Origin of the sequence: Aestuariivivens marinum (assembly GCF_022662175.1) — a bacterium.
Taxonomy (GTDB): Bacteria; Bacteroidota; Bacteroidia; order Flavobacteriales; family Flavobacteriaceae; genus Aestuariivivens; species Aestuariivivens marinum.
In genome coordinates, this window is sequence record NZ_JAKMCR010000001.1 from 1188743 (window position 1) to 1210273 (window position 21531).

Genomic DNA, 21531 nt, shown 5'->3' on the forward strand with positions numbered 1-21531 from the left:
ATGGCACATTATATTATTGAAACTATAGCCTTTCAAGTATTTTTCTTATTGATATACGACCTGTTTTTAAAAGGGGAGACCTTTTTTAATTGGAATCGATTTTACTTAATCGTGACAGCTTTGTTGTCGGTTATATTACCTGTTGTAGAGGTAGAACGGTTTAAAAAAATCATGCCCCAAGAGTATATGTTTTCGTTGCCAGAAATCATTTTGGGACAATCCACATCTAATATTGTAAATCCAATTGAGCTGGATGCCGTGGTGATTCAAAATAATGAATACATGTCCTTTTGGGAGATTGTATTTTATGCGGGCATGGGCTTAGCAGCTTTGGTTTTTCTAATAAAGGTTATTAGGATTTTGCTATTAATCCTGAAAAATTCCAAGGTCAATTTTGGTAGGTTAACCTTAGTTAAACTTTTAAATAGTAGTGCTGCTTTTTCCTTTTTTAGATATGTGTTTTTAGGGGAGTTGTTAAAGGAAGACGAAAAGCAATCTATTTTAAAGCACGAGGTCGTTCATGTAAAACAAATGCACAGTTTGGATCTTTTGTTTTTTGAACTGTTCCGCATTTTATTTTGGTTTAATCCTTTGGTATACATTTACCAAAATAGAGTCACTGCGCTTCATGAGTTTATAGCCGATGCCGAAGCGGTAAAGCATGAAAGTAAATCGAAATATTATCAAAATCTCTTGGCACAAGTTTTCGAAACGAAAAAAATATCATTCATCAATCCATTTTTTCAACAATCATTAATCAAAAAACGAATCGTTATGTTACAAAAATCAAAATCAAAACAAATTAATCTTTTAAAGTATGCCTTATTGATTCCTATGGTGGTAGGGATGCTTGTTTATACTTCTGCTGAAGCGCAAGAAACTAAAATCGAAAATCAAGATTTAAGCCAATATAGTTATTCTTTAAAAAAAGGGGAAGAACTTATTGGAGAGAAAAAGAAAATTCATGAAAAGTATGAAGCCTTTTTAAAGGCAAATAATAAGGATTATGTGAGTTGGACACACATTGATAGAAAAAATAATACAATAAATTATAGCGTACATCATGTAAATGAAAAAGTGCCAGAAGGTTTTTCTAAAAGTGAAGTAGGCTCTCTAGATGGAACATCTTACGTGGCGTATTTTAATTGGGGAACTCCACCACCACCATCCTCAACACCGCTTTCTGAAGAAGAAAAAAAGAAAAGGGAAGAGGAACTTTCATTGTTAAAAGAAAAATATAAAGATTCATCTGTTGTGCCATTTTCGGTCATAGATCAAGTTCCTGTGTTTCCTGGATGTGAAAACCTGTCAAAGGAAGATCAAAAAGCATGTATTTCCAATAGTATTGCTAAACACGTGAATAGAAATTTCAATACTGGGATAGCCAGTCAATTGGGGTTAGTGGGTAGACAACGCATTAACGTGATTTTTAAAATTGATACAGAAGGCCATGTTACAGGTATTAGATCAAGGGCTCCCCATCCCAAATTGGAGGAAGAAGCTATTAGGGTCATAAAAACACTGCCTCAAATGACTCCAGGAAAACAAAAAGGAAAAGCAGTTATTGTACCTTATTCATTACCCATTATCTTTCAAGTTCAAGACCAATCGGTTGCAGATGAAACAGTGGTTGTTGCTTATGGTCAAACCCCTTCAAAAAATAAGTTATCAGAAGATATTGAAGTGCCTTTTGCGGTGATTGAGGAAGTGCCTATTTTCCCTGGATGTGAAACCTTAACGACAAATACCGAGAAAAGACAATGCATGACTGAAAGAATCCAAGAATTTGTGGCTAAAAACTTTAACACAAAATTGGCTACCGATTTAGGGTTAACAGGTAGACAACGTATTAATGTGATTTTTAAAATTGATGCGGAGGGCAACATTACTGGTGTTCGCTCTAGGGCTAGTCACCCTAAATTGGAAGAAGAAGCCGTTCGGGTTATTAGTGCCTTGCCCAAAATGATTCCCGGAAAACAAAAGGGAAAAGTGGTAACTGTTCCTTATTCATTACCCATTATTTTTGAAGTTGAGAACGATACGCAAATGCTGGATGAAGTATCTGTTGTTGGCTATGCCGATGATACTTTGGGAGGTTTGGCTGTACCTTTTGCTATTTTAGATAAGGTACCTACTTTTGCAGGTTGTGAAAGTTTATCTCAAGACGAACAAAGAAAGTGCGTATCTAATGAAATTCAGAAGCATGTCAATCGAAATTTTAATACAAATTTGGCAAAAAGCTTAGGTTTAAAAGGGCAACAACGCCTCATGGTTGTTTTTAAGATTACAAAGAAAGGTAGTGTAGAAATTGAAAAATCAAGAGCTCCTCATCAAGTATTGGAAGAGGAAGCAGTCAGGGTAATAAAAACATTGCCAAAAATGACCCCTGGCGAACATAAAGGTAAAAGAGTAGATGTGCTTTATTCTTTACCTATCATCTTTCAGGTGCAAGATTAAATATGTTTATTAACTCTAATTTTTAGATGCTGAATTATTTAAAACCGAAGTTCCAACTTCGGTTTTTCTTTTAAATAGGTATTAAAAACCAAAAAAGTCGTATTTTTCGGGTATAGATTAATCCATGAAAAAAATCTGTATTTTTTTGGTCTGTCTTGCACTGTTTTCGTGCGAGCGTTTCAAAGTAAAAAAAACAACACCCGAAGCCATTTTAAAGGAAGAACTAAAAACCTTTAATTGGGATGAGGTAGATACTTATCCTAGTTTTAAAGCTTGTGATTCATCCTTGATAAAGCAAGAACAAAAGCAATGTTTTGAAGGTGTGCTGCGGGAGCATATTATGGCTAATTTACAAAAGGAGATTATTGTGGTTACCCAAGATATTAATGATACGATTAGTCTTGATTTTAAGGTGTCTGAAAAAGGCGATTTACAGCTTAATGACATTCAACTGGATTCTATTACCGAAAAGGAAATTCCCAATATAAAAATCTTGCTACATAAAAGTTTGGACTCCTTGCCAGATATTTTTCCGGCAGTAAAACGTGGACAACATGTTAAGACCGAATTCAAACTCCCAATTATTATAAATGTTAATTAAGCTACAAATTAAACTTGTAGCCAACCGAAAAGGTTATTGGAAAATGCCCATTATTCTTTACAAAAAGAGAAACAATTTCATTATAAATTAGGGTAATATAACCCTTCTCTGAAACCTTAATATCACTGCCAATACCAAAAATAAAAGGCACTCTAAAGGTATTATTTTTTACGGTCATTTCTTCAAGTGTCATGTTTTCATTTTCAACTAGTATCACATGTTTTGAAAATGTGTAGGTCGCTAATTGAAGGTTTATATAACTGTTAAAAACAGAACAATTGATAAACCGAAATCGATAACCCAAATTTATTATGGTAGATGTATAATTAAAATCATCACTTTTTAGGGTTTGTTCTATACCAATAAAACCCGATTGTCTAGGGCGTTCTTTTTTTTCAAATAGCTCCAGTTCTGTCCCAAAATACACCGTTTTAGTATTGTTGGTGTTTTCAACAAGCGGATGGTTTGTTAGGCCACCAAAAACGCCTAACCTAATTTGGGTTTCTACTTTGTCTTCGGTATAGGCATAACGTCTTGTTCCCTTTTTATTGTATGCTTTAATGAATTGTTTAAGGCCATATTTGCTGAATGCCACTTGTTCTGTTGACATATTGGACTCTTTGGTCAATTCGGTTAATGTATGTCTAAATTCATTAAAATAGGTGCTATCTATATCTCTAGTGTTAATAAGCTCTTGTATGTTATTGTTGCTATCCCTTACAAAAAACCGATAACCTTTATCCAATTTTAAGGTCAACAAATCTAAATCACCTTCAACCTCGGTATTTAAAATTAAAGTTTCACCTTTTATGGTATAATGTTCTTGAGCAATAGAGTAAAAAGTAGGGGTTAATAAAAGAATGAATAAAAGGGAAAGCGTTTTCATTTATAAGGGCTGTTGGACTCCAATAAAAATAATAAAAATAAACGAGAAAAAGTTAAATTTTAAACGTTCTGTCTTTCCACTTATAAGGTCTAAACAAAGCACTAAATGCAATATAGGTACTTGTTAATGGATAGATAATAAAGCTTATAAAATAACTTTTTAAGCAGTCTTTTTGATCGAAAAATAAAGCCGATTGATAAATTAAACATAAGTCTACACTAAACTTAATAATAATAAGATATAGTAATGGTTTAAAGCTTAAGTATCCTGCCAGGGAAAGTATTAATAAACTGGGAATCACTATATTCATTAAAAGAACTATTAGGCCAGTTAGTTTACCAAAACTATTTTTGTAATGCCTTGTTTTTGAGGCCCATCGAATTCGTTGTTCTATATAGCTTTTCCATGATATTTCTGGATGGGTTGTTACAACAGCTTGTTCACATTTTAAATAATTAACTTTTTTTGGTGAATGCTTCAATGCCTTTTCTAAAAAGAAAATATCATCGCCACTGGCAATATGGGTGTTTCCCTCAAATCCTTGAAGCTCATAAAACAATGTCTTTTCATATCCTAAATTAGCTCCATTGCATAAAAACGGTTTCTCAATGCCAAATCCACCTAAAGTGGCACCCTGTAAGCTAAGCATATCCAAAACTTGAAATTGATTTAAAAATGTTTGTTCCAATAACAATTTAACCGGAGCAACAACAAATTTGCTTTTAGTGCATTGGATAAATGTGTCAAAACTATTCAGCCAATATTTGGGTGCCGTGCAATCGGCATCTGTAGTGATAATCCAATCGTGTTTTGAAGTTTTTATGGCTGCTGTAATAGCATCTTTTTTAGGTGCGTTTGAAATTCTTTTATTTTTAATAATCGAAATGTTGTAGCAATTGTTTAAGTATTCCTCTATGATTTTAACAGAAGCATCGGTAGAGTCATCATCAACAAAAATAATATCAAACAGATGCTTTGGATAAGCTAAGGCTTTAATCGACTGTAACAAAGCGGGTAAATGGTTAGCTTCATTTCTAAACGGTATAACTACAGTAAAGGTAGTTTTAGGTTCAATATCATGAAGATGAAAGGTATTTACTTTGTCGTACCCCCAAATAAAAAGTCCAATAATGATAAGATAGATAATGGTTATGAACAAAACAATATATATCATGATTCCATGTCGTTTTTGGGAAGTTTAAATAGGATGACATAATAACTGCCAACAATACTTGGCAATGCAAAATTAAGGATCCACATGAGGGATGTTATTGTCAAAATAATTATGCTGTCCAAATTCAAAAAAGAAAACAGGTAAACGGCTATGCTACTTTTAATTATTACATCAAATATAGAAATAGTAGGTATAATAGATGCTAAAAGATACATTGTAGTAATAACGACCATACTTTCTAAATATAACATATCAATCCCAAACAGCAACAATAAAACGTGAAACTGAAATGAAAAGATACCATAACGGATTATGGCATATAAGCCGCCTTTCACCAATACATCTTTAGGAAAACAGATAATATAATGTTTAGTTTTACTTAAAGGAATACCTCTAATTTTAATAGTGTTCTGTTTAACCCACAAAAATATAAGAACTACTATTGTGCTAATAGAAACTAAAAGAATTATAAGTTTGAAATAGTTTATTGGTGGATTATACCGATTAATAAAAAATAAGAATCCAATAATGCCAAAAATCAAAGTAGTGCCCATTTGTAACATATTGCTTATAAAGTTAATGAGCATTATACGTTTTCGTTTAATTTTACTGTAGTAAATCGATTTTATACCATATTCTCCTACTCTATTAGGTGTGAATAGAGAAGCAGTTAATGAACTTAAGCTTTGTTTTAATGCCTCATAGAATGTTATTTTTTGCACATACGACACCAAATTTTGCCATTTTAAAATTTCAAAAAACCAGTTAAAGCTGCTCAAAAGAAATAAAAGAAGACCGTTTTTCAATGAGAGCATCTTGTTTTTGGTTAAAGATTCAATAAAATTCACAAAATCCAATTGATTGTTAGACGTTAATTTTTTGTAGATAAAGTAAAATGCAAACAATACAATGCCTAATTTAATGAGCACAAAAAAGAATTGTTTAGCTTTGTAGGGTAGCGTATCCATAGTGTGATGCAAAATAAACTAATATTGTTTTATGACCTCAAATTTTAAACCTTTCAAACTACAATTATTTTTGTTAGTATTATTAATGACAGGGTTTAATGGAGTTGCCCAAGATACAAGTACATTTAAGGCGCAAATAGCTTTGGGTGTAAACAAGCCTTCAGAAGACGGATTTGTTCAAGGATTTGAAGCAAAGTCCTATAATTTTCCTACCGTGAATTTAGGCTTGCAATACATGTTTAAGCAAAGGTGGGGTGCTAAGTTAGATTATGGTTTTAGTAGAATGTCAAATGAGGATAGTGCCCAGGAATTTAAATTAAACTTTTCTCGAATCAATATACAGGCGGTATATGATGCTTCACGAATTATTAGTTTTTTACCCTCAGGTATGGGGACTTTTATCCATGCAGGTCCTGGGTTTTCTATGGTTAAACCATTAGGCAATTATACCCAAAATGACACGTCTTATTTTAATGTTATGGCAGGGGTGGAATTTCATTATGGGTTGTCTGATAAGTTGTCTTTGTTTTTGGATGCGTCTTATATAAATGGATTTAGTAAAGATTTTGATCCCATTTCAAATGGTTTCGGATCGTTTAACGGGAATGTGTTAACTCTAACCGTTGGCGCTTCCATTTCATTGAGTGGGTGTTATTATTGTGAATAAAATGGCTAAAGAGCGTATTATTTTAGGAATCGATCCAGGGACGACCATTATGGGGTTTGGACTCATAAAAGTAGATGGAAAAACCATGCGATTTATGCAGCTGAATGAGCTCGATTTAAAAAAATACGACGATCACTATTTGAAGCTTAAGTTGATTTTTGAACGTACCATTGAGCTCATTGAAACCCATCATCCCGATGAAATTGCTATTGAAGCTCCTTTTTATGGAAAAAATGTACAGAGTATGCTCAAGTTGGGACGTGCCCAAGGTGTAGCTATGGCTGCTGGACTTAGCCGACAAGTCCCTATTACCGAGTATTCACCAAAAAAAATAAAAATGGCCATTACTGGCAATGGTAATGCGAGCAAGGAGCAGGTGGCCAAAATGCTACAAAGCTTACTAGGGTTACAAACCCTCCCTAATAATTTGGATGCAACCGATGGTCTGGCCGCTGCGGTTTGCCATTTTTACAATTCAGGGAAGGTTAGTTTGGGTAAAAGTTATTCAGGTTGGGCAGCATTTGTAAAACAGAATCCCAAAAAAATTGGTTGATTTGTTTGTTGGTAGTTGTTTAATTGTCGTTCCTGCAGAAGCAGGAATCGATTTGTAGTAATATTCAATGGTTTATTTGATAATCATATTTTTAGTTCTATTTATTCTAGAATTATATCAAACAAAGTTTAAAAAGAAACCTTACAAGTATATCTGGTTTTTAATCGTCATGGTTTTTAGTGTTTATGGATATTCTGTTTATTTGGCATTTAAAAGGAGATTTGTAGTTAAAAGACAGTTTAAGCCTGGGTTTACCCACTACAGGTCAAAAACCTAAATATTGCATACGGTACTTAATACTATATGAGCGGCATCTACATCCATATCCCATTTTGCAAGCAAGCGTGTTACTATTGCGATTTTCACTTTTCCACGTCATTAAAGAAGAAGGAAGAACTTATACTGGCTCTTGTAAAAGAATTAGAGTTGCGAAAAGAGGAATTGCAAGAGCCTGTTGAAACCATTTATTTTGGTGGTGGCACGCCCTCGCTATTAACGATTGAAGAGTTGCAATTTTTGATTAATGAAGTTTATAAAAACTATACAATTTCTGAAAACCCCGAAATTACCTTAGAAGCAAACCCTGATGATTTAATTGAAAATCCGTTGTCACCTCGAGCGGAGTCGAGAGGTCTCACCAGTAAAAGTATATTTAAAGAGTATAAAACCCTAGGCATTAACCGACTTTCAATAGGCATTCAATCGTTTTTTGAAGACGATTTAAAAAATATGAACCGTGCCCATAACGCAGCGGAAGCTAAACGATGTTTGGAAGAAGCTACAAAATATTTCAATAATATAACTATTGATCTTATTTACGGGATTCCAAATATGGATTTGGAAAAGTGGGATAAAAACCTAGAACAAGCTTTTAATTTTGGAATTAATCATATTTCTAGTTACGCCTTAACCGTTGAACCAAAAACAGCTTTGGACAGTTTTATTAAAAAAGGAATTTACCCACCTTTGGATGAGAATTTGGCATTGCAGCACTTTAACCATTTAGTAGAACGGACCACCCAAGAAGGATTTGTACACTATGAAATTTCGAACTTTGCAAAGCCAAATTATTTTTCTAAGCACAATACTAGTTATTGGCAAGGGAAACCGTATTTGGGTATTGGGCCTTCGGCACATTCGTTTAATGGTAATGAACGAAGTTGGAATGTTTCGAATAATACGAAATACATTCAAGCAATTCAAAAAGGAGCATTACCGTGTACGGTAGAAAAGCTAACCAAAGTAGATCATTTTAACGAGTATGTCATGACTGGCTTACGAACCATTTGGGGTATATCCTTAGAAAAGATAGAAACCCATTTTGGGAGCGATTATTTACAACATTTAAAAGTTTCAGCAAAAAAATATATAGATGAAGGGCTACTTGTCATTTCGACAGAGCATGGCGACAAGAAATCATATAAATACACTCTCAAGACTACACTAAAAGGTAAGTTTTTGGTTGATGGCATTGCATCCGAACTCTTTATGATTTAGTATATTTGGAGATAAAACTTCAAATTAAAAATACTGAAAATAAATTCAGCATAAATGATTGCAACAATACAATACAACTCTAGAAAACTTAAAATAGACTTAGAAAAACCTCTGGATATTTCCATGCCTTTAACAGCTTCACAAAAAAATGTTAATGCATGGTATATAGGTGGGCCAAAAATAGAACCTGTAAAAGAGGGTAATTGGACAGCGTCAGTAAGTGAAGGTGCAAGGATCAATTTTAACAACATTTATTTTAATCCTCATGCCCATGGCACCCATACCGAGTGTGTTGGCCATATTACTAAAAAGGTTCATTCCATAAATAAAAACCTTAAGCAGTTTTTCTTTTTAGCTGAAGTGATTACAGTTGCCCCTGAAACTTATATGAAAGATAGGGTCATTTCAAAAAAACAGATACAATTTGCATTGGGCAATAAGAAAAGGGATGCTGTGGTTATTAGAACCATTCCAAATACAAAAGAAAAAATATCAAAGCAATATTCAAACACTAATTGGCCTTATTTATTGAGGGAAGCAGTTGATTATTTAGTTGAAAAAGGAATTAAACATCTTTTAATTGACATGCCCAGTATTGATAAGGAAAAAGATGGTGGCGAGTTATTGGCTCATAATGCGTTTTGGAATAACAACGGAAAATTGAGAATGGATGCCACCATAACCGAATTTATTTATGTGTCCAATAAAATTGCTGATGGTGAGTATCTATTGAATTTACAAATAGCTCCTTTTGAGAACGATGCAACACCAAGTAAACCCATATTATATAAAATTGAAGATTAATGCTTGCGAATATAGAACAACTTCGGGAGTATTGCATTAATAAGAAAGGAGTTACCGAATAATTTCCTTTTGATGTGGACATCTTAATGTTTAAGATGTTGGCAAAATGTTTGTAATTGCACCTTTGGATCAATGGGAAAAGGAGATACTTCAGTAACTGATAAGTGTGATCCAGAATACATATTCGAACTACGAGAACAGTTCCATAGTATTTACGTTGGTACCTATATGAGTAATAAACATTGGAATACACTTACTATCTATAGAAGTGGGCTTTTAATTAATTTTATTATGGAATTAATTGATCATTCTTACGATATGGCTGTTAAGTGAATGACCAAACCTTAGGAACAAGTTAAATAGTATGTAAGATAATTCAAAAATTTATCGTATATTTAAATTCTCCTCTAGATTAATTGATGATAGTGCATGATGTACGCCTTTGAAAAGACAAGGTAAATACCCCCATAATCTAACAGCAAAGTTTTAATTTTTTATACTATACTAACTTTAATTTTTTACAGATTATGAAAACTACTAATCAATTTCTTTCAGCAATGTTAATTATGCTTTTACTGGCAATGCCAATGTTTACTTTTGCTCAGGACGAAGAGCCCAAACGCCCTGAGTATATTACCGTAACAAAATCGTATTGGAACAAGAATTATAAGGGCACTCCAGAAGAATGGACAGCTACCGAGAAAGAATACAAGGAAAAGGTGACCAAAAAGAATGAATATATAATGGGCGCTAATTATTTTATGCATCTTTTCACAGCTAACAGTAACGAAGTAATTTATGTGCAATCCTATCCTAATTGGGAAGCCATCGATAAGGCAGCTGCTAGAAATGCTGAACTTGAAAAAGAAGCCTGGCCAGATGAGGAAGAACGTAAGGCCTTTTTAAAGAAACTTAACTCGGCGTATTCCATTTTCCATTCTGATGAAATATACGCTACGCTTCCTGGTGCCAAACATTTTGAAGGTGAAATAACCGATGATACGGTTATGTATTTACGCCAAAACACTATGGCATTTCCAGAAGATGGCTCTATGGAAGAATGGCAAACATTAAATAAGAAAGTCTTTGAAAATGTGATTCTTAAAAACGAGTATGTTAAATCCTATTACCCTAGTATGCATGCTTGGGGGTCTGATAGAAGACATTTTAATCAGGCCATGCATGCAGACTCTATGTGTGATTTGGAGAAAATGTTTGAAAAGTATCAAGAATTAATAAAAGAAGCGCTTACTGAAGATGAACGTAAAGCTTATAATAAATACTTTAAAAGCCATGGCGATTATCTTTATGCACCACTTAAGCTATAGGATAGAAAAATAATTTTGCAAAAGGGTGCCCTAGGCACCCTTTTTGTTTTTTGAAGTTCCTATTTTTAAGTGTATTATTGCAAAAATTAAAATATGGGTATTTTACAAACCTTAAAGGAAAGAAGTAATGCTACTTGTGAGTTGTGTGGGACTTCAGAAGGTCTAAGGCAATATACTATTCCTCCTTCGTTAAATGAAAATGTAGATAATGATGTGTTGTTATGCAATACCTGTTTTGATCAGGTTGAAGGTAACGTAGAAATGGATCCAAACCACTGGCGTTGTTTAAACGAAAGTATGTGGAGTGAGCATGTGGCGGTTCAAATTATGGCTTGGCGTATGTTGCAAAGACTTCGTAACGAAGGATGGCCAAAAGATTTATTGGATATGATGTATTTAAATGATGATGCTCTGGCGTTGGCAAGTGCCACAGGAGAAGATAAAGATTCAAGTGAACAAATCATCCATAGGGATTTTAACGGAGTTGAATTAAAAACTGGTGATGCCGTTGTTTTGATAAAGGATTTAAAAGTTAAGGGGACCAGTATGGTTGCCAAACAGGGAACTGTTGTAAAAAATATTCGTTTGGATTATAATAACGAAAAATATATTGAAGGTAAAGTAGGAACACAACAGATAGTTATTGTTACAGATTATGTTAAAAAAACTTAGTTTTTGTTATTCTTCTTTTTAAGAAAACCAAATCCTAAAGGAAACATAAAAAACAAGAACAGATACCTTCCGGTTGCTATACCATAGATAGTAATGCTAGCAAGAATTACCATGAGTAAAATTTTAAGGCTATAATTCATGTCACTAAAATAATTTACTAATTTCAAACATTAAATATACTCTAAAAGGTTAGGTGTTAGATTAATATTTGGGAGCTTTAACAAAGCTACTCCAGCAATTTTATTAATCTCTACATTTGCACGTTCGAATATACATTTTGTAAATATTGTTTTAAATTACATTCGCTCCTATTTTGGATGAGGTCTTGAAAAAGATTTGTTCGTCCCAAACATGTGTTTGATAAATAAGTGCTTTTATTTAAAATTGGGGTATTTAAGCCTTTTAAAATTATAAGGGAAGAAGATGTTTGGAGATTTTTTTTTGAAAAAAGATATAATAAGAAATCAAATTGAAGCATTCAAAATTTTACTAACAAGATGTATCTGCTATAATCTTCCATTCACCATCTATTTTTTTGAGTATAATCATAAAAATACCATTGGCATCACCAACCTCACGTTTTAAAAAGAATTCACCCAAAACAAAATAAGACTTATCTTCAATTGGAGAAATACTGTTAATTTTAAAGCTAAGCGTACCCGTATGTGCTTTTGAGGGATATCCTTTTTTATATCGTATCAAAGTATTTTTCCAACCCAAGGTAATGCCATTGGGGCTATAAAACTTGAGTGAATCACTTTTCCAATAACTTCCCATAAATTCTTCCAAATCGTAATTGTTCCAGGCCATTATTTGTTTTTCCAAAACGGTTTTAATGGCTTTAACATCATGTTTACTGTTTTGAGTATTACCAGACAGATAACCCATAAGACAAATAAGTAAGAATAAAGCACGCATAATGTTTCATTGTAATTAATTAAGCTAAATATACGAAACAAGAATTTTTAACAAGCGTAATTTTACTAAACATTGAGGTTGAACAATACCCAATAGGTTTAATTATATATTTTTATTCATTGATGTATTTAAAAGTTTAAGAGAAATTTAATCTTCTTATTAACCATTAGTTTTATTGTATTCTTATGGTTAATTTTGGGATCTTAAATAAAAATTTTATGAGTGTCCCAAAAATAAATTTATGTCTATTTTTATTAATGATGTTAAGCTGTTCTAAAGAGCCAATAACTCAAGTTAATGAAGAAGTCAATTTGCCAATTGAAGAACCAGAAACTTTCAACTATACCTCTGCTTCTAAATACAATTTAAATATCGTTTATTTTATTCCAAAGGATGTCCCTAAACGGATAGATTCCCATAAAAGATTAAGTGAGGTTTTTTTGCACGGACAAGAGTTTTTTAAAAAAAATATGAAAGACTATGGTTTTGGAGAGAAAACGTTTAATTTATTGGAAGATAAAGATAAGAATCGTGTAAAAATAGTATATGTAGAGGGTAAGCAAAACACATCCGAATACCCCTACTCAGGTGGAGCAGGAAAAGTGATGGATGAAATAAATACCTATTTTACGGCTAACCCTAATGAAAAAAGTAGTGATCATATAATAGTTATTATGCCCGTAAAAGATATTGATTTTCCAAATGTGCCATTTTATGGTATAGGGCGTTGGTGTTTTGCTTTAGATTATGATGAGATGGATGTAAAATATTTTGGGGGGACATCAAAATTAAGTACTAATGCTACTAAATGGATTGGAGGCTTATTACACGAATTGGGGCATGGTTTAAATTTGCCGCATAATAGTCAAAAAGTATCAGATCATCAAAATATAACCAAAGGAACAGCTTTGATGGGGGGCGGTAATTATACCTATGGTAGTACTCCTACTTTTTTAACTGAGGCAAGTTGTGCCATACTTAATAACAATCAAGTTTTTAATAATGTTGACAATGATTTTTATAACGGTGCAACAGCTCAAATTAAAAGTATTCAAGGAAGTTTTGAAAATGAGGCTTTGGTAATATCTGGAGCATTCGATTCGGATATTCCAGTGAATTATATAGGTTTTTATAATGATCCAGCAGATGATAATGCTGATTATGATGCAGTAACTTGGGCGTCACCGGTAAATAACAATAGTTTTAATATCACCATGCCTATAAGTGAATTTTATAAAAAAGGAGATACTGAATATATTCTACGCTTAAGAATGTGCCATGTCAATGGAGATATTTCAACATTTACCTACTCTTATAAGTTTGTTGACAATATACCAGTAATAGCATTTGGAGATAAAAATTATTTAGATAGTTCTACATGGGAAATTGTTTATTACAGTTCTCAAGAAGACAAAGGGGGGGAGGGGAACAATGGATTAGCTTCACAAATTATTGATGGCGATGATTCTACCTATTGGCATTCATGTTGGATAAATTGTAACGCCTCATACCCACATACTTTAGTTGTAGATGCCACCGAAACAATAACTGCTAAAGGGTTTTCCTTTTTACAAAGAAATGGGAGCAGAAAAGTAAAAGATGTAGAAATATTAATAAGTTCAGACAATAATGAATGGGAAAGCAAAGGTGATTTTACTTTAAAAAATATTAATACTATTCACCATATTGATTTAGCTGAAGAAACTTCATTTAGATATTTTAAAATTATTGCAAAATCTGCATTTGACGGACAACAGTTTGCAGCCTTGGCAGAGGTTAAATGTTTTTAAAAATACTTATAAAATCTTTACTTGTTTATTGTAAAAGGCTTCTTGTTGTTGTTTAATTAACTTGCGTGCCATACTCTTTTTGTAATTGTATAATTCTTCTTCTTTGTTAAGATCGTGATAAACCTTATCGTTAAGTATGTTATCTGTATATAACAAAGCTTGACGTTGATGCAAATTTTGCATGACCCAATTTTTTAAGTCTTCTTCTCTTTCATTATATTTTATATCGAATTCCCCTTTTGGAGATAATAATTTAGTAATAACAGGTGAAGTTTCAATAGCCAAAAACAAAAGAAATATAAAAAAGGATGGCAACCATGGCAATCTACCTAATGCGTTTATACGTGCCATCAAACCATCAAAATTATTAATAATGTACTGGGTACTCGTAATTTGGTTTTTCAAATTACCCTGAAGTTCTGCTATTTGATTTTCAAGAGCAGTAATTTTTGCTTTATTATCAATTTTTAGTTGTTGTAATTCAGCAAGAACTACGTCGTGCTTTTCACGTTTTTCTTTATAAACAGGGCCTTTGCCCAAGAGCTTAGTGCCTTCGCGGCCCTCGGCTTCGGCTATGTAGGTGTCGTAGAGTGTGTTTACTTCTGCTTCTTTAGAGATGATTTCATTTTGAAGTGTAGTTATGTCATTTTTAAGAGCGATAATGTTTGGGTTAAACTGTTCCTCAATTTGATTCTTGTTAGCTAAAGTCATGTTGTTTTTTTCTGTTAGCAGGACTTGGTCGATTTCTTTTTCAAATATTTTTAATTCTAGAGGTTTAGAGATTACAGCAGCGATAATGATTGCCAAAACAATCCGTGGCGAGGCTTGTATAAGTTCATCAATTACATTTCCTGTTTTTTTAATGGTAGATACAATATAGCGGTCCAAGTTAAAAATGAGCAGGCCCCATATAAAACCAAATAATATGGAAGTAAATAGGTTGTCAAAAACAGTGTATAGGGCATAGCTGGCAGCAATAAAGGCCATAAGAGCGGTAAAGAAAACAGTGGCGCCAATACCAGCGTATTTAATTTGTTCGCCTTGGGAACAGTCCTCTAAAAGCTGTGTGTCACTGCCAGAGCAGATGATAAAAAAGCGTTTTAACATAACATGGTTGATTTTGATTGATGCTTCGGCTGTGCTCAGCACAGGTTGATTACATATTAGAACGCAAAAAGTGTGAGAATGTTACATGTTTTGTGTGAAAAGCTCATGCTATTATATATATTACTGTGATTTTGTGTTAATCCTTATGCAACTTTTGTAACATTCTGTATGGTAGAATTACACTAATTTTAACGTATAAAACTAGAAATCATGACCACAACAGTAGTAATAGGAGGGAACTTTGCAGGTATGACCGCAGCCCTCGAGTTAAAAAGAAAAGGTAAAAAAGAACATAAGGTTATTATGGTGGATAAATCACCATTGTTTTTATTTATTCCTTCTCTTATTTGGGTGCCTTTTGGTAGGCGTGAGATAAAGGATATTTCTTTTAGAAAAGATACCATCTTAAAAAAGAAAGGTGTTGAATTTATGCATGCAGAAGCCCTTCGTGTTGATACTGAAAAACAAATTGTACTTACTGATAAGGGTGAAGTTAATTATGATCATTTAGTTATCGCAACAGGACCGAAAGTGAAATTTGATGTGGCACCGGGGATTAAGGAATATGCCCATTATATTGGTACGCCCAATGGCGCTATGAAAACACGGGCCGCTTTAGAGGCTTTTAAAAATGAACCTGGCGATATTGTTATTGGAGCCACCCAAAATGCAGGATGTATGGGTGCTGCTTATGAATTTTTGTTTAACGTTGAAAAATGGCTACGCGAACAACATATTAGAAAAAAAGTGAATTTGTATTGGATTACCCCAGAAACGTTTTTAGGGCATTTTGGTATTGACGGTATGACAGGAGGTGAAACCATGCTCAAGTCCTTTATGAAAATGTTCAATATTCATTATAGAACAGAAGTAGGTATAAAAGAGGTGCAAAAGGATAAGGTTGTTTTAAGTACCGATGAAGTTATTAATAGTAAGTTTACCATGTTGATGCCACCTTTTGTAGGTGTTGATTTTGTAACGAAATCGGAAGGATTAAAGGCTACGCCAGCAGGTTATATTCCGGTAACGGATGATTACAGACATACCGAACTCCCTAATGTTTGGGCAGCAGGTATTGCAGTAGATGTTAAGTTGCCTTTTACACCAGGGAAAGTGCCTTTCTCTTCACCTAAAACGGGATATCCATCTGATGAAACTGGGAAAATTGTTGCCGAAAATATTTATCGAGTTTCTCAAGGAAAAACTAAACTAAAGCAAAAGGCTTGGGGTAAAATACCAGGTATTTGTGTGATGGACGCAGGTAAAAAAGAAGTTATTATTTTGAGTAATAGCCTGTTTAAACCACGTAATTTTGCTATCATGATTCCGAATGTGATTTTTGATTTTTCTAAGGTGTTATTTGAAAAGTATTTTCTTTGGAAAACAAAGCATGGGTACTCTCAATTACCCTAGTGTGGTTTGATTGAAAACAAGGGACTATTTATATAAAAAGTGTTGTTATTTTGATAGTTCCTTGTTTTTTTCTCTAGAGCGTACACTTTCAATGATTACCGTCGACAATATAATGAGTCCGCCCCAAAAAGTATTCCAACTGGGTAATTCATTTAAAAATACAAAGGCAATGAATATGCCTAAAATGGGCTGAATGCTACTTATAATACTAGCAGTACTTACAGAAAAATGCCTTAAACTGTTAACTAGTAAGGTGTGGCCAATAGCTGTTGTGATGACTGCAAGAATAATAACGTAAGGGTATTGGGTTTCCATGCCGGAAGTATCCAAAAAAAGTAAGGCGGGACACAAAACAATGCTAATAATGGTTATTTGGTAGAGCATGATTGAAGTTGCATTATAGCGGGCCACCATTTGTTTGGAAATAACATTGCGAATAGCATAAAACAAAGCCGATAATAACCCGAATAAAATTCCTTTCACATAAGTATTTTCTAGGTTAAATTCTGGAGATAGGATATAAATGCCAATAAGAACTATAATACCTAAAACTATGTATACAGGATCAAATTTTACTTTAATGAACAAAGGCTCTATTAAAGCGGTAATAATAGGGTATACAAACAAGGAAAGCATTCCAATAGCTACATTCGATAGTTTTAATGCGTAGAAATAAGTGATCCAATGTGTTGCCAAAAACAAACCAGTTATTACAAAAAGCGAAAGGTCTTTTTTGGATTGCAGTTTTACACTGATTTTTTTATACCTACAAAACCCATATAGTAGAAATGATGCCATTACGGAGCGCCACCAAATAATAACAGGAATAGACATATCTATAAATCGTCCCAAAGTACCAGATGTACTAATGAATAACATAGCTAATAAAAGTAGTAATAGATGGTTCAAATGGTTGCTTTGCATGCTTTTGAAATGTTAGTGATTAAGAATTTATTGAATCTCTTTACTTTGGTAGCTTTGAGAATTTTCGTAACAAAGGAAAAGTGACTACCGAAAGTTCGACCCCACCATTAAAGTTGGGCACACCAAAATCATTTGGAAAGCTCTGCGAAATTTTTATAGAAATAAGGAATGGTTTCTATACCTTTTAAAAAGTTCCATATGCCAAAATGTTCATTAGGGGAATGTATGGCGTCACTGTCGAGACCGAATCCCATTAAAATGGTCTTGCTTTTTAACTCTTGCTCAAAGAGGGATACAATGGGTATGCTACCCCCACTACGTTGAGGTATTGGTGTTTTTCCAAAGGTGTGTTGGTAAGCTTTACTTGCAGCTGTATAACCAATACTATTTATGGGTGTAACATATCCCTGTCCACCATGGTGTGGTGTTACCTTAACTTTAACTCCCTTTGGAGCTATTGTTTCGAAATGGGTTTTAAACAACTTTGTGATTTCTTTCCAATCTTGGTGCGGCACCAGGCGCATGGATATTTTTGCGAAGGCTTTGCTGGCTATAACTGTTTTGGCACCTTCACCTGTGTAGCCCCCCCATATGCCATTAACATCTAGTGTTGGGCGTATAGATGTGCGTTCGTTGGTGGAATAACCGGTTTCGCCATAAACTGCATCAATATCTAAAACATTTTTATAATGTTCTAAATTGAAAGGCGCTTTGGCCATTTCTTCTCTTTCTGAAATAGAAAGTTCTTCGACTTTATCATAAAACCCAGGAATAGTAATGTGATTGTTTTCATCGTGTAGGGATGTAATCATTTCAGCCAGGATATTAATAGGGTTGGCTACAGCACCTCCATACAATCCCGAGTGTAGGTCGCGATTAGGACCTGTGACTTCTACTTCAACATAGCTCAAACCACGTAAACCGGTGGTGATAGAAGGATTATCTTTGGAAATCATGCCCGTATCAGAAATAAGAATGATATCATTTCTTAATTTCTCTTTATTGTTTTTTACGAAAACAGATAAATTTGGACTACCTACCTCTTCTTCACCTTCAATCATAAACTTAACGTTGCAAGGCAATTGGTTGGTTGTTGTCATATATTCAAGAGCTTTCACATGCATGTACATTTGACCTTTGTCATCGGAAGCGCCACGGGCAAAAATAGCACCTTCAGGATGTTTGTCTGTTGTTTTGATTACAGGTTCAAAAGGTGCGGAATCCCATAATTCTATAGGGTCTGCAGGTTGTACATCGTAATGGCCGTAAACCAATATGGTTGGTAGGTTTGCATCAATTAGTTTTTCACCATAAACAATGGGGTGACCAGCGGTGTTACATATTTCAACTGTGGTGCAACCAGCTTTTTCCAAGCTTTTTTTTATGGCTTCGGCCGTTTTTAAAACATCATTTTTATAAGCTGAATCGGCGCTTATGGATGGTATTTTGAGTAAATCGATAAGTTCATTTATAAATCTATCTTTATTATCGTTTAGGTAAGAATTTATGTTTTGCATAATTGTTTTTTGGATTGGTATCAAAAATACTAAAAATAGGAATGAAGTAGTTTGCAATTTAAAAATCTTGTTTATATTTGCAGTCCTTATTGCGGGCGTGGTGGAATTGGTAGACACGCTAGACTTAGGATCTAGTGCCGCGAGGTGTGGGAGTTCGAGTCTCCCCGCCCGCACCGAAGAGCTTCTTGGAAACAAGGAGCTTTTTTATTTAAAAGCATGGTGTTTTAAAAAAAGTCTAGACAGAAAAGAAAGTTTAATGGGCTTTTTAGATCATGTTTAATACTGAAAAGCTTACTTTAAAAGAAATACAGATAAACTCAAGGCCCCATGGGCACCAATAACCAAAGACTGTTCGATGTCGGCTGTTTTAGAAGGTCCGGAAATGAAAACACCAAAATTAAAATCGTTAATTTTTTCATAGGCTTGATGCATATACGGAACTATAGAACGTTCATCTATTACAAAAACCAAATGTTTGGTAATAAAAGGTAAAATACGCATGGGCAGTACGGAGTCTTCAACCCAAATAGAACCGTTTTCTGAAACTGCCAAACCACTTTGTAGTACCAAAACATCCAAATCTTCTAGCTCGTGTGGTCTTTTAATAACATCCATAGAGATGGTATTAAACCCAGTAGTGTTTTCTAATGTGGAAAAATTTGAATGGGTGTTTGGTAGTAGGGTATTAATTTTTAAAGTTACCTCGTCCAGTGAGCTTATAGGGTAAACATTACCACCAACCACTTCAACCTTTTTTGTAAACTCTTTAACCAAATCCAAATCTTCATTAAAGATATAAGGATCAATAGTAGGTAAAGCAAGTTTATCTGGTTTATTAGCTTTTATTTTATTAAGTATATCGGTTCTGCTTCCCATGATTTATTGGCTTTTTTTCATTCTGTTTCTGTACCATTCATCAAAACTCTGCTTAGGTCCCTTTGGTAAATCTCTAGATTTTCCCCATACGTTAGGTTTTGCATTAATCATGGATTGCGGTAGGCTCCTAAGTGCCCAGCGTCCAATTTTACCAATTCGTTCAAATTGTTTTGGTTTAGAAAAGAGTTTACCCATGAATACCATGGATTTCTTTTTTACAAAAGGCTGTTTGGTTTCTTTGGTAATTATTTGCCGCCATTTATACAACTGACTATGGATGTCTATTTTAACTGGGCAAACATCTGAACAAGAGCCGCATAGGGTAGAGGCAAAGGGTAAGCTACTGTGTTTGGTTAAATCTTTGCCAGGAGATAGAATGGAGCCTATAGGACCGGGTATAGTGGCATCGTAACTGTGCCCGCCACTGCGTCTGTAAATGGGGCAGGTATTCATACAGGCACCGCATCGAATACAATGTAATGATTTTCTAAAATCTGGTCTGCCCAGCTGCTCTGCTCGACCATTATCCACAATAACAATGTGCATTTTGTTACCATTCATGGGTCTTTTAAAATGCGAGGAGTATGTTGTTATGGGCTGACCTGTGGCCGATCTTGCTAACAAACGTAAAAAGACCCCAAGGTGTTCTTGCTTGGGGATTAGTTTTTCAAAGCCCATGCAGGCAATATGAATGGGTGCTAAATGGGTACCCATATCGGCATTGCCTTCGTTGGTACATACTACAAAGCCACCTGTTTCAGCAATGGCAAAGTTAACACCGGTAATAGCGGCATCGGCATTAATAAATTTTTCCCTAAGATGTTTTCTCGCTTCTTGGGTGAGGTATTGAGGGTCGCCATCACAGGGTTTGGTATGTAAATGCTCTTGAAATAATTTGTCTACTTCATGTCTGTTTTTATGAATGGCAGGCAGTACTATATGGCTAGGTGGTTCCTTTGCTAATTGAACAATACGTTCGCCCAAATCGGTATCTATAACTTCAATACCACGATCTTCTAGGTATGGATTGAGATGACATTCCTCTGTGAGCATGGATTTGCTTTTAACAACTTTTTTGGCTCCATGCTCCTCAAGAATTTGATGTACTATGGTGTTATGTTCTTTGGCATTGGCCGCCCAATGTACTTGTATACCATTTTTAAGGGCATTGGTCTCAAATTCAACTAAATAATTATCTAGATTGGAGAGGGTATGGGCTTTTATATTATGACCTAGCTCCCGTAAGGTCTCCCAACCCTTTACTTGATGAACCGACAGGTCTCTTTTGTGACGCACAAACCATAAGGCCTTATCATGCCAATTCACTTTTTGTTCATCTTTATTAAAGATACTTGCTAGTTTTGGATGGCTCATGGTAG

Annotated in this window: 20 protein-coding genes and 1 tRNA gene; 12 read left to right on the plus strand and 9 right to left on the minus strand. The window is 34.2% G+C overall.

What is annotated here, in order from left to right; translation table 11 throughout:
* Together MR053_RS05150 and MR053_RS05155 are read left to right on the plus strand one after the other, a co-directional pair.
* Positions 1 to 2457, plus strand: coding sequence for an energy transducer TonB (locus MR053_RS05150; protein WP_242131372.1), 2457 nt, complete (start codon positions 1 to 3; stop codon positions 2455 to 2457).
* Between the two features lie 124 nt (positions 2458 to 2581).
* Positions 2582 to 3058 (plus strand): hypothetical protein, encoded by a 477-nt coding sequence (locus MR053_RS05155; protein ID WP_242131373.1) that lies wholly within the window; start codon positions 2582 to 2584, stop codon positions 3056 to 3058.
* A gap of 1 nt (position 3059) precedes the next feature.
* Here the strand turns inward: MR053_RS05155 and MR053_RS05160 are convergent, their stop codons facing one another.
* The 3 genes from MR053_RS05160 to MR053_RS05170 are packed head-to-tail and all read right to left on the minus strand — an operon-like array spanning position 3060 to position 6086.
* Entirely contained in the window at positions 3060 to 3944 is an 885-nt protein-coding gene (locus tag MR053_RS05160; protein ID WP_242131374.1) for a hypothetical protein, read from the minus strand.
* A gap of 52 nt (positions 3945 to 3996) precedes the next feature.
* Positions 3997 to 5118, minus strand: coding sequence for a glycosyltransferase family 2 protein (locus MR053_RS05165; RefSeq protein WP_242131375.1), 1122 nt, complete (start codon positions 5116 to 5118; stop codon positions 3997 to 3999).
* The gene (locus MR053_RS05170) at positions 5115 to 6086 is read right to left on the minus strand and encodes a hypothetical protein (RefSeq protein ID WP_242131376.1); all 972 of its coding nucleotides are present in this window, start codon (positions 6084 to 6086) and stop codon (positions 5115 to 5117) included. The genes MR053_RS05165 and MR053_RS05170 overlap by 4 nt, the downstream gene beginning before the upstream one ends.
* Positions 6087 to 6156: 70 nt before the next feature.
* Between MR053_RS05170 and MR053_RS05175 the strand changes: the two genes are divergently transcribed.
* From MR053_RS05175 to MR053_RS05205, 7 genes are all read left to right on the plus strand, one after another.
* Positions 6157 to 6753: an outer membrane beta-barrel protein gene (locus MR053_RS05175; protein ID WP_242131377.1), complete on the plus strand. Its 597-nt coding sequence runs from the start codon at positions 6157 to 6159 to the stop codon at positions 6751 to 6753.
* Position 6754: 1 nt separating this feature from the next.
* Entirely contained in the window at positions 6755 to 7306 is a 552-nt protein-coding gene (ruvC, locus tag MR053_RS05180) for a crossover junction endodeoxyribonuclease RuvC (RefSeq protein ID WP_223551857.1), read from the plus strand.
* 303 nt (positions 7307 to 7609) lie between these two features.
* Positions 7610 to 8803, plus strand: coding sequence for a radical SAM family heme chaperone HemW (hemW, locus tag MR053_RS05185; RefSeq protein ID WP_242131378.1), 1194 nt, complete (start codon positions 7610 to 7612; stop codon positions 8801 to 8803).
* A 54-nt stretch (positions 8804 to 8857) separates the two neighbouring features.
* Positions 8858 to 9607, plus strand: coding sequence for a cyclase family protein (locus tag MR053_RS05190; protein WP_242131379.1), 750 nt, complete (start codon positions 8858 to 8860; stop codon positions 9605 to 9607).
* Positions 9608 to 9739: 132 nt separating this feature from the next.
* Positions 9740 to 9940, plus strand: coding sequence for an MmcQ/YjbR family DNA-binding protein (locus MR053_RS13995; protein WP_317221704.1), 201 nt, complete (start codon positions 9740 to 9742; stop codon positions 9938 to 9940).
* Between the two features lie 194 nt (positions 9941 to 10134).
* Complete coding sequence (locus MR053_RS05200; protein WP_242131380.1) at positions 10135 to 10935, plus strand: hypothetical protein; 801 nt, start codon at positions 10135 to 10137, stop codon at positions 10933 to 10935.
* 93 nt (positions 10936 to 11028) lie between these two features.
* Positions 11029 to 11607 carry a PhnA domain-containing protein gene (locus MR053_RS05205; RefSeq protein ID WP_242131381.1) on the plus strand — a complete coding sequence of 193 codons (579 nt, stop codon included), beginning with the start codon at positions 11029 to 11031 and terminating at the stop codon, positions 11605 to 11607.
* Between the two features lie 489 nt (positions 11608 to 12096).
* Here the strand turns inward: MR053_RS05205 and MR053_RS05210 are convergent, their stop codons facing one another.
* Positions 12097 to 12525 carry a YybH family protein gene (locus tag MR053_RS05210; protein WP_242131382.1) on the minus strand — a complete coding sequence of 143 codons (429 nt, stop codon included), beginning with the start codon at positions 12523 to 12525 and terminating at the stop codon, positions 12097 to 12099.
* Positions 12526 to 12743: 218 nt separating this feature from the next.
* On the opposite strand from MR053_RS05210, the gene MR053_RS05215 reads away from it, so the two are divergent.
* Positions 12744 to 14315, plus strand: a complete 1572-nt coding sequence (locus MR053_RS05215) for a discoidin domain-containing protein (RefSeq protein WP_242131383.1) — start codon at positions 12744 to 12746, stop codon at positions 14313 to 14315.
* A gap of 6 nt (positions 14316 to 14321) precedes the next feature.
* Here MR053_RS05215 and MR053_RS05220 read toward each other — a convergent pair whose 3' ends face one another.
* Complete coding sequence (locus MR053_RS05220) at positions 14322 to 15422, minus strand: DUF4407 domain-containing protein (RefSeq protein ID WP_242131384.1); 1101 nt, start codon at positions 15420 to 15422, stop codon at positions 14322 to 14324.
* 210 nt (positions 15423 to 15632) lie between these two features.
* On the opposite strand from MR053_RS05220, the gene MR053_RS05225 reads away from it, so the two are divergent.
* Complete coding sequence (locus MR053_RS05225; protein ID WP_223551865.1) at positions 15633 to 16835, plus strand: NAD(P)/FAD-dependent oxidoreductase; 1203 nt, start codon at positions 15633 to 15635, stop codon at positions 16833 to 16835.
* Between the two features lie 45 nt (positions 16836 to 16880).
* Here MR053_RS05225 and MR053_RS05230 read toward each other — a convergent pair whose 3' ends face one another.
* Entirely contained in the window at positions 16881 to 17759 is an 879-nt protein-coding gene (locus MR053_RS05230; protein ID WP_223551866.1) for a DMT family transporter, read from the minus strand.
* Positions 17760 to 17887: 128 nt separating this feature from the next.
* Positions 17888 to 19276, minus strand: a complete 1389-nt coding sequence (locus MR053_RS05235) for a dipeptidase (RefSeq protein ID WP_242131385.1) — start codon at positions 19274 to 19276, stop codon at positions 17888 to 17890.
* Between the two features lie 91 nt (positions 19277 to 19367).
* Between MR053_RS05235 and MR053_RS05240 the strand changes: the two genes are divergently transcribed.
* Positions 19368 to 19449, plus strand: a tRNA-Leu gene (locus MR053_RS05240).
* Between the two features lie 118 nt (positions 19450 to 19567).
* Here MR053_RS05240 and MR053_RS05245 read toward each other — a convergent pair.
* Both MR053_RS05245 and MR053_RS05250 read right to left on the minus strand, forming a co-directional pair.
* Complete coding sequence (locus tag MR053_RS05245) at positions 19568 to 20152, minus strand: LutC/YkgG family protein (RefSeq protein WP_242131386.1); 585 nt, start codon at positions 20150 to 20152, stop codon at positions 19568 to 19570.
* A gap of 3 nt (positions 20153 to 20155) precedes the next feature.
* Positions 20156 to 21526, minus strand: a complete 1371-nt coding sequence (locus tag MR053_RS05250; protein ID WP_242131387.1) for a lactate utilization protein B — start codon at positions 21524 to 21526, stop codon at positions 20156 to 20158.
* Positions 21527 to 21531: the final 5 nt, after the last annotated feature.

Coding starts and splice junctions, on each gene's coding strand:
- MR053_RS05215 (WP_242131383.1), top strand. CDS start 12,744: ATGAGTGTCCCAAAAATAAATTTATGTCTATTTTTATTAATGATGTTA.
- MR053_RS05250 (WP_242131387.1), bottom strand. CDS start 21,526: ATGAGCCATCCAAAACTAGCAAGTATCTTTAATAAAGATGAACAAAAA.
- MR053_RS05165 (WP_242131375.1), bottom strand. CDS start 5,118: ATGATATATATTGTTTTGTTCATAACCATTATCTATCTTATCATTATT.
- hemW (WP_242131378.1), top strand. CDS start 7,610: ATGAGCGGCATCTACATCCATATCCCATTTTGCAAGCAAGCGTGTTAC.
- MR053_RS05150 (WP_242131372.1), top strand. CDS start 1: ATGGCACATTATATTATTGAAACTATAGCCTTTCAAGTATTTTTCTTA.
- MR053_RS05170 (WP_242131376.1), bottom strand. CDS start 6,086: ATGGATACGCTACCCTACAAAGCTAAACAATTCTTTTTTGTGCTCATT.
- MR053_RS05230 (WP_223551866.1), bottom strand. CDS start 17,759: ATGCAAAGCAACCATTTGAACCATCTATTACTACTTTTATTAGCTATG.
- MR053_RS05225 (WP_223551865.1), top strand. CDS start 15,633: ATGACCACAACAGTAGTAATAGGAGGGAACTTTGCAGGTATGACCGCA.
- MR053_RS05235 (WP_242131385.1), bottom strand. CDS start 19,276: ATGCAAAACATAAATTCTTACCTAAACGATAATAAAGATAGATTTATA.
- MR053_RS05245 (WP_242131386.1), bottom strand. CDS start 20,152: ATGGGAAGCAGAACCGATATACTTAATAAAATAAAAGCTAATAAACCA.
- MR053_RS05220 (WP_242131384.1), bottom strand. CDS start 15,422: ATGTTAAAACGCTTTTTTATCATCTGCTCTGGCAGTGACACACAGCTT.
- MR053_RS05190 (WP_242131379.1), top strand. CDS start 8,858: ATGATTGCAACAATACAATACAACTCTAGAAAACTTAAAATAGACTTA.
- MR053_RS13995 (WP_317221704.1), top strand. CDS start 9,740: ATGGGAAAAGGAGATACTTCAGTAACTGATAAGTGTGATCCAGAATAC.
- ruvC (WP_223551857.1), top strand. CDS start 6,755: ATGGCTAAAGAGCGTATTATTTTAGGAATCGATCCAGGGACGACCATT.
- MR053_RS05210 (WP_242131382.1), bottom strand. CDS start 12,525: ATGCGTGCTTTATTCTTACTTATTTGTCTTATGGGTTATCTGTCTGGT.
- MR053_RS05155 (WP_242131373.1), top strand. CDS start 2,582: ATGAAAAAAATCTGTATTTTTTTGGTCTGTCTTGCACTGTTTTCGTGC.
- MR053_RS05205 (WP_242131381.1), top strand. CDS start 11,029: ATGGGTATTTTACAAACCTTAAAGGAAAGAAGTAATGCTACTTGTGAG.
- MR053_RS05160 (WP_242131374.1), bottom strand. CDS start 3,944: ATGAAAACGCTTTCCCTTTTATTCATTCTTTTATTAACCCCTACTTTT.
- MR053_RS05200 (WP_242131380.1), top strand. CDS start 10,135: ATGAAAACTACTAATCAATTTCTTTCAGCAATGTTAATTATGCTTTTA.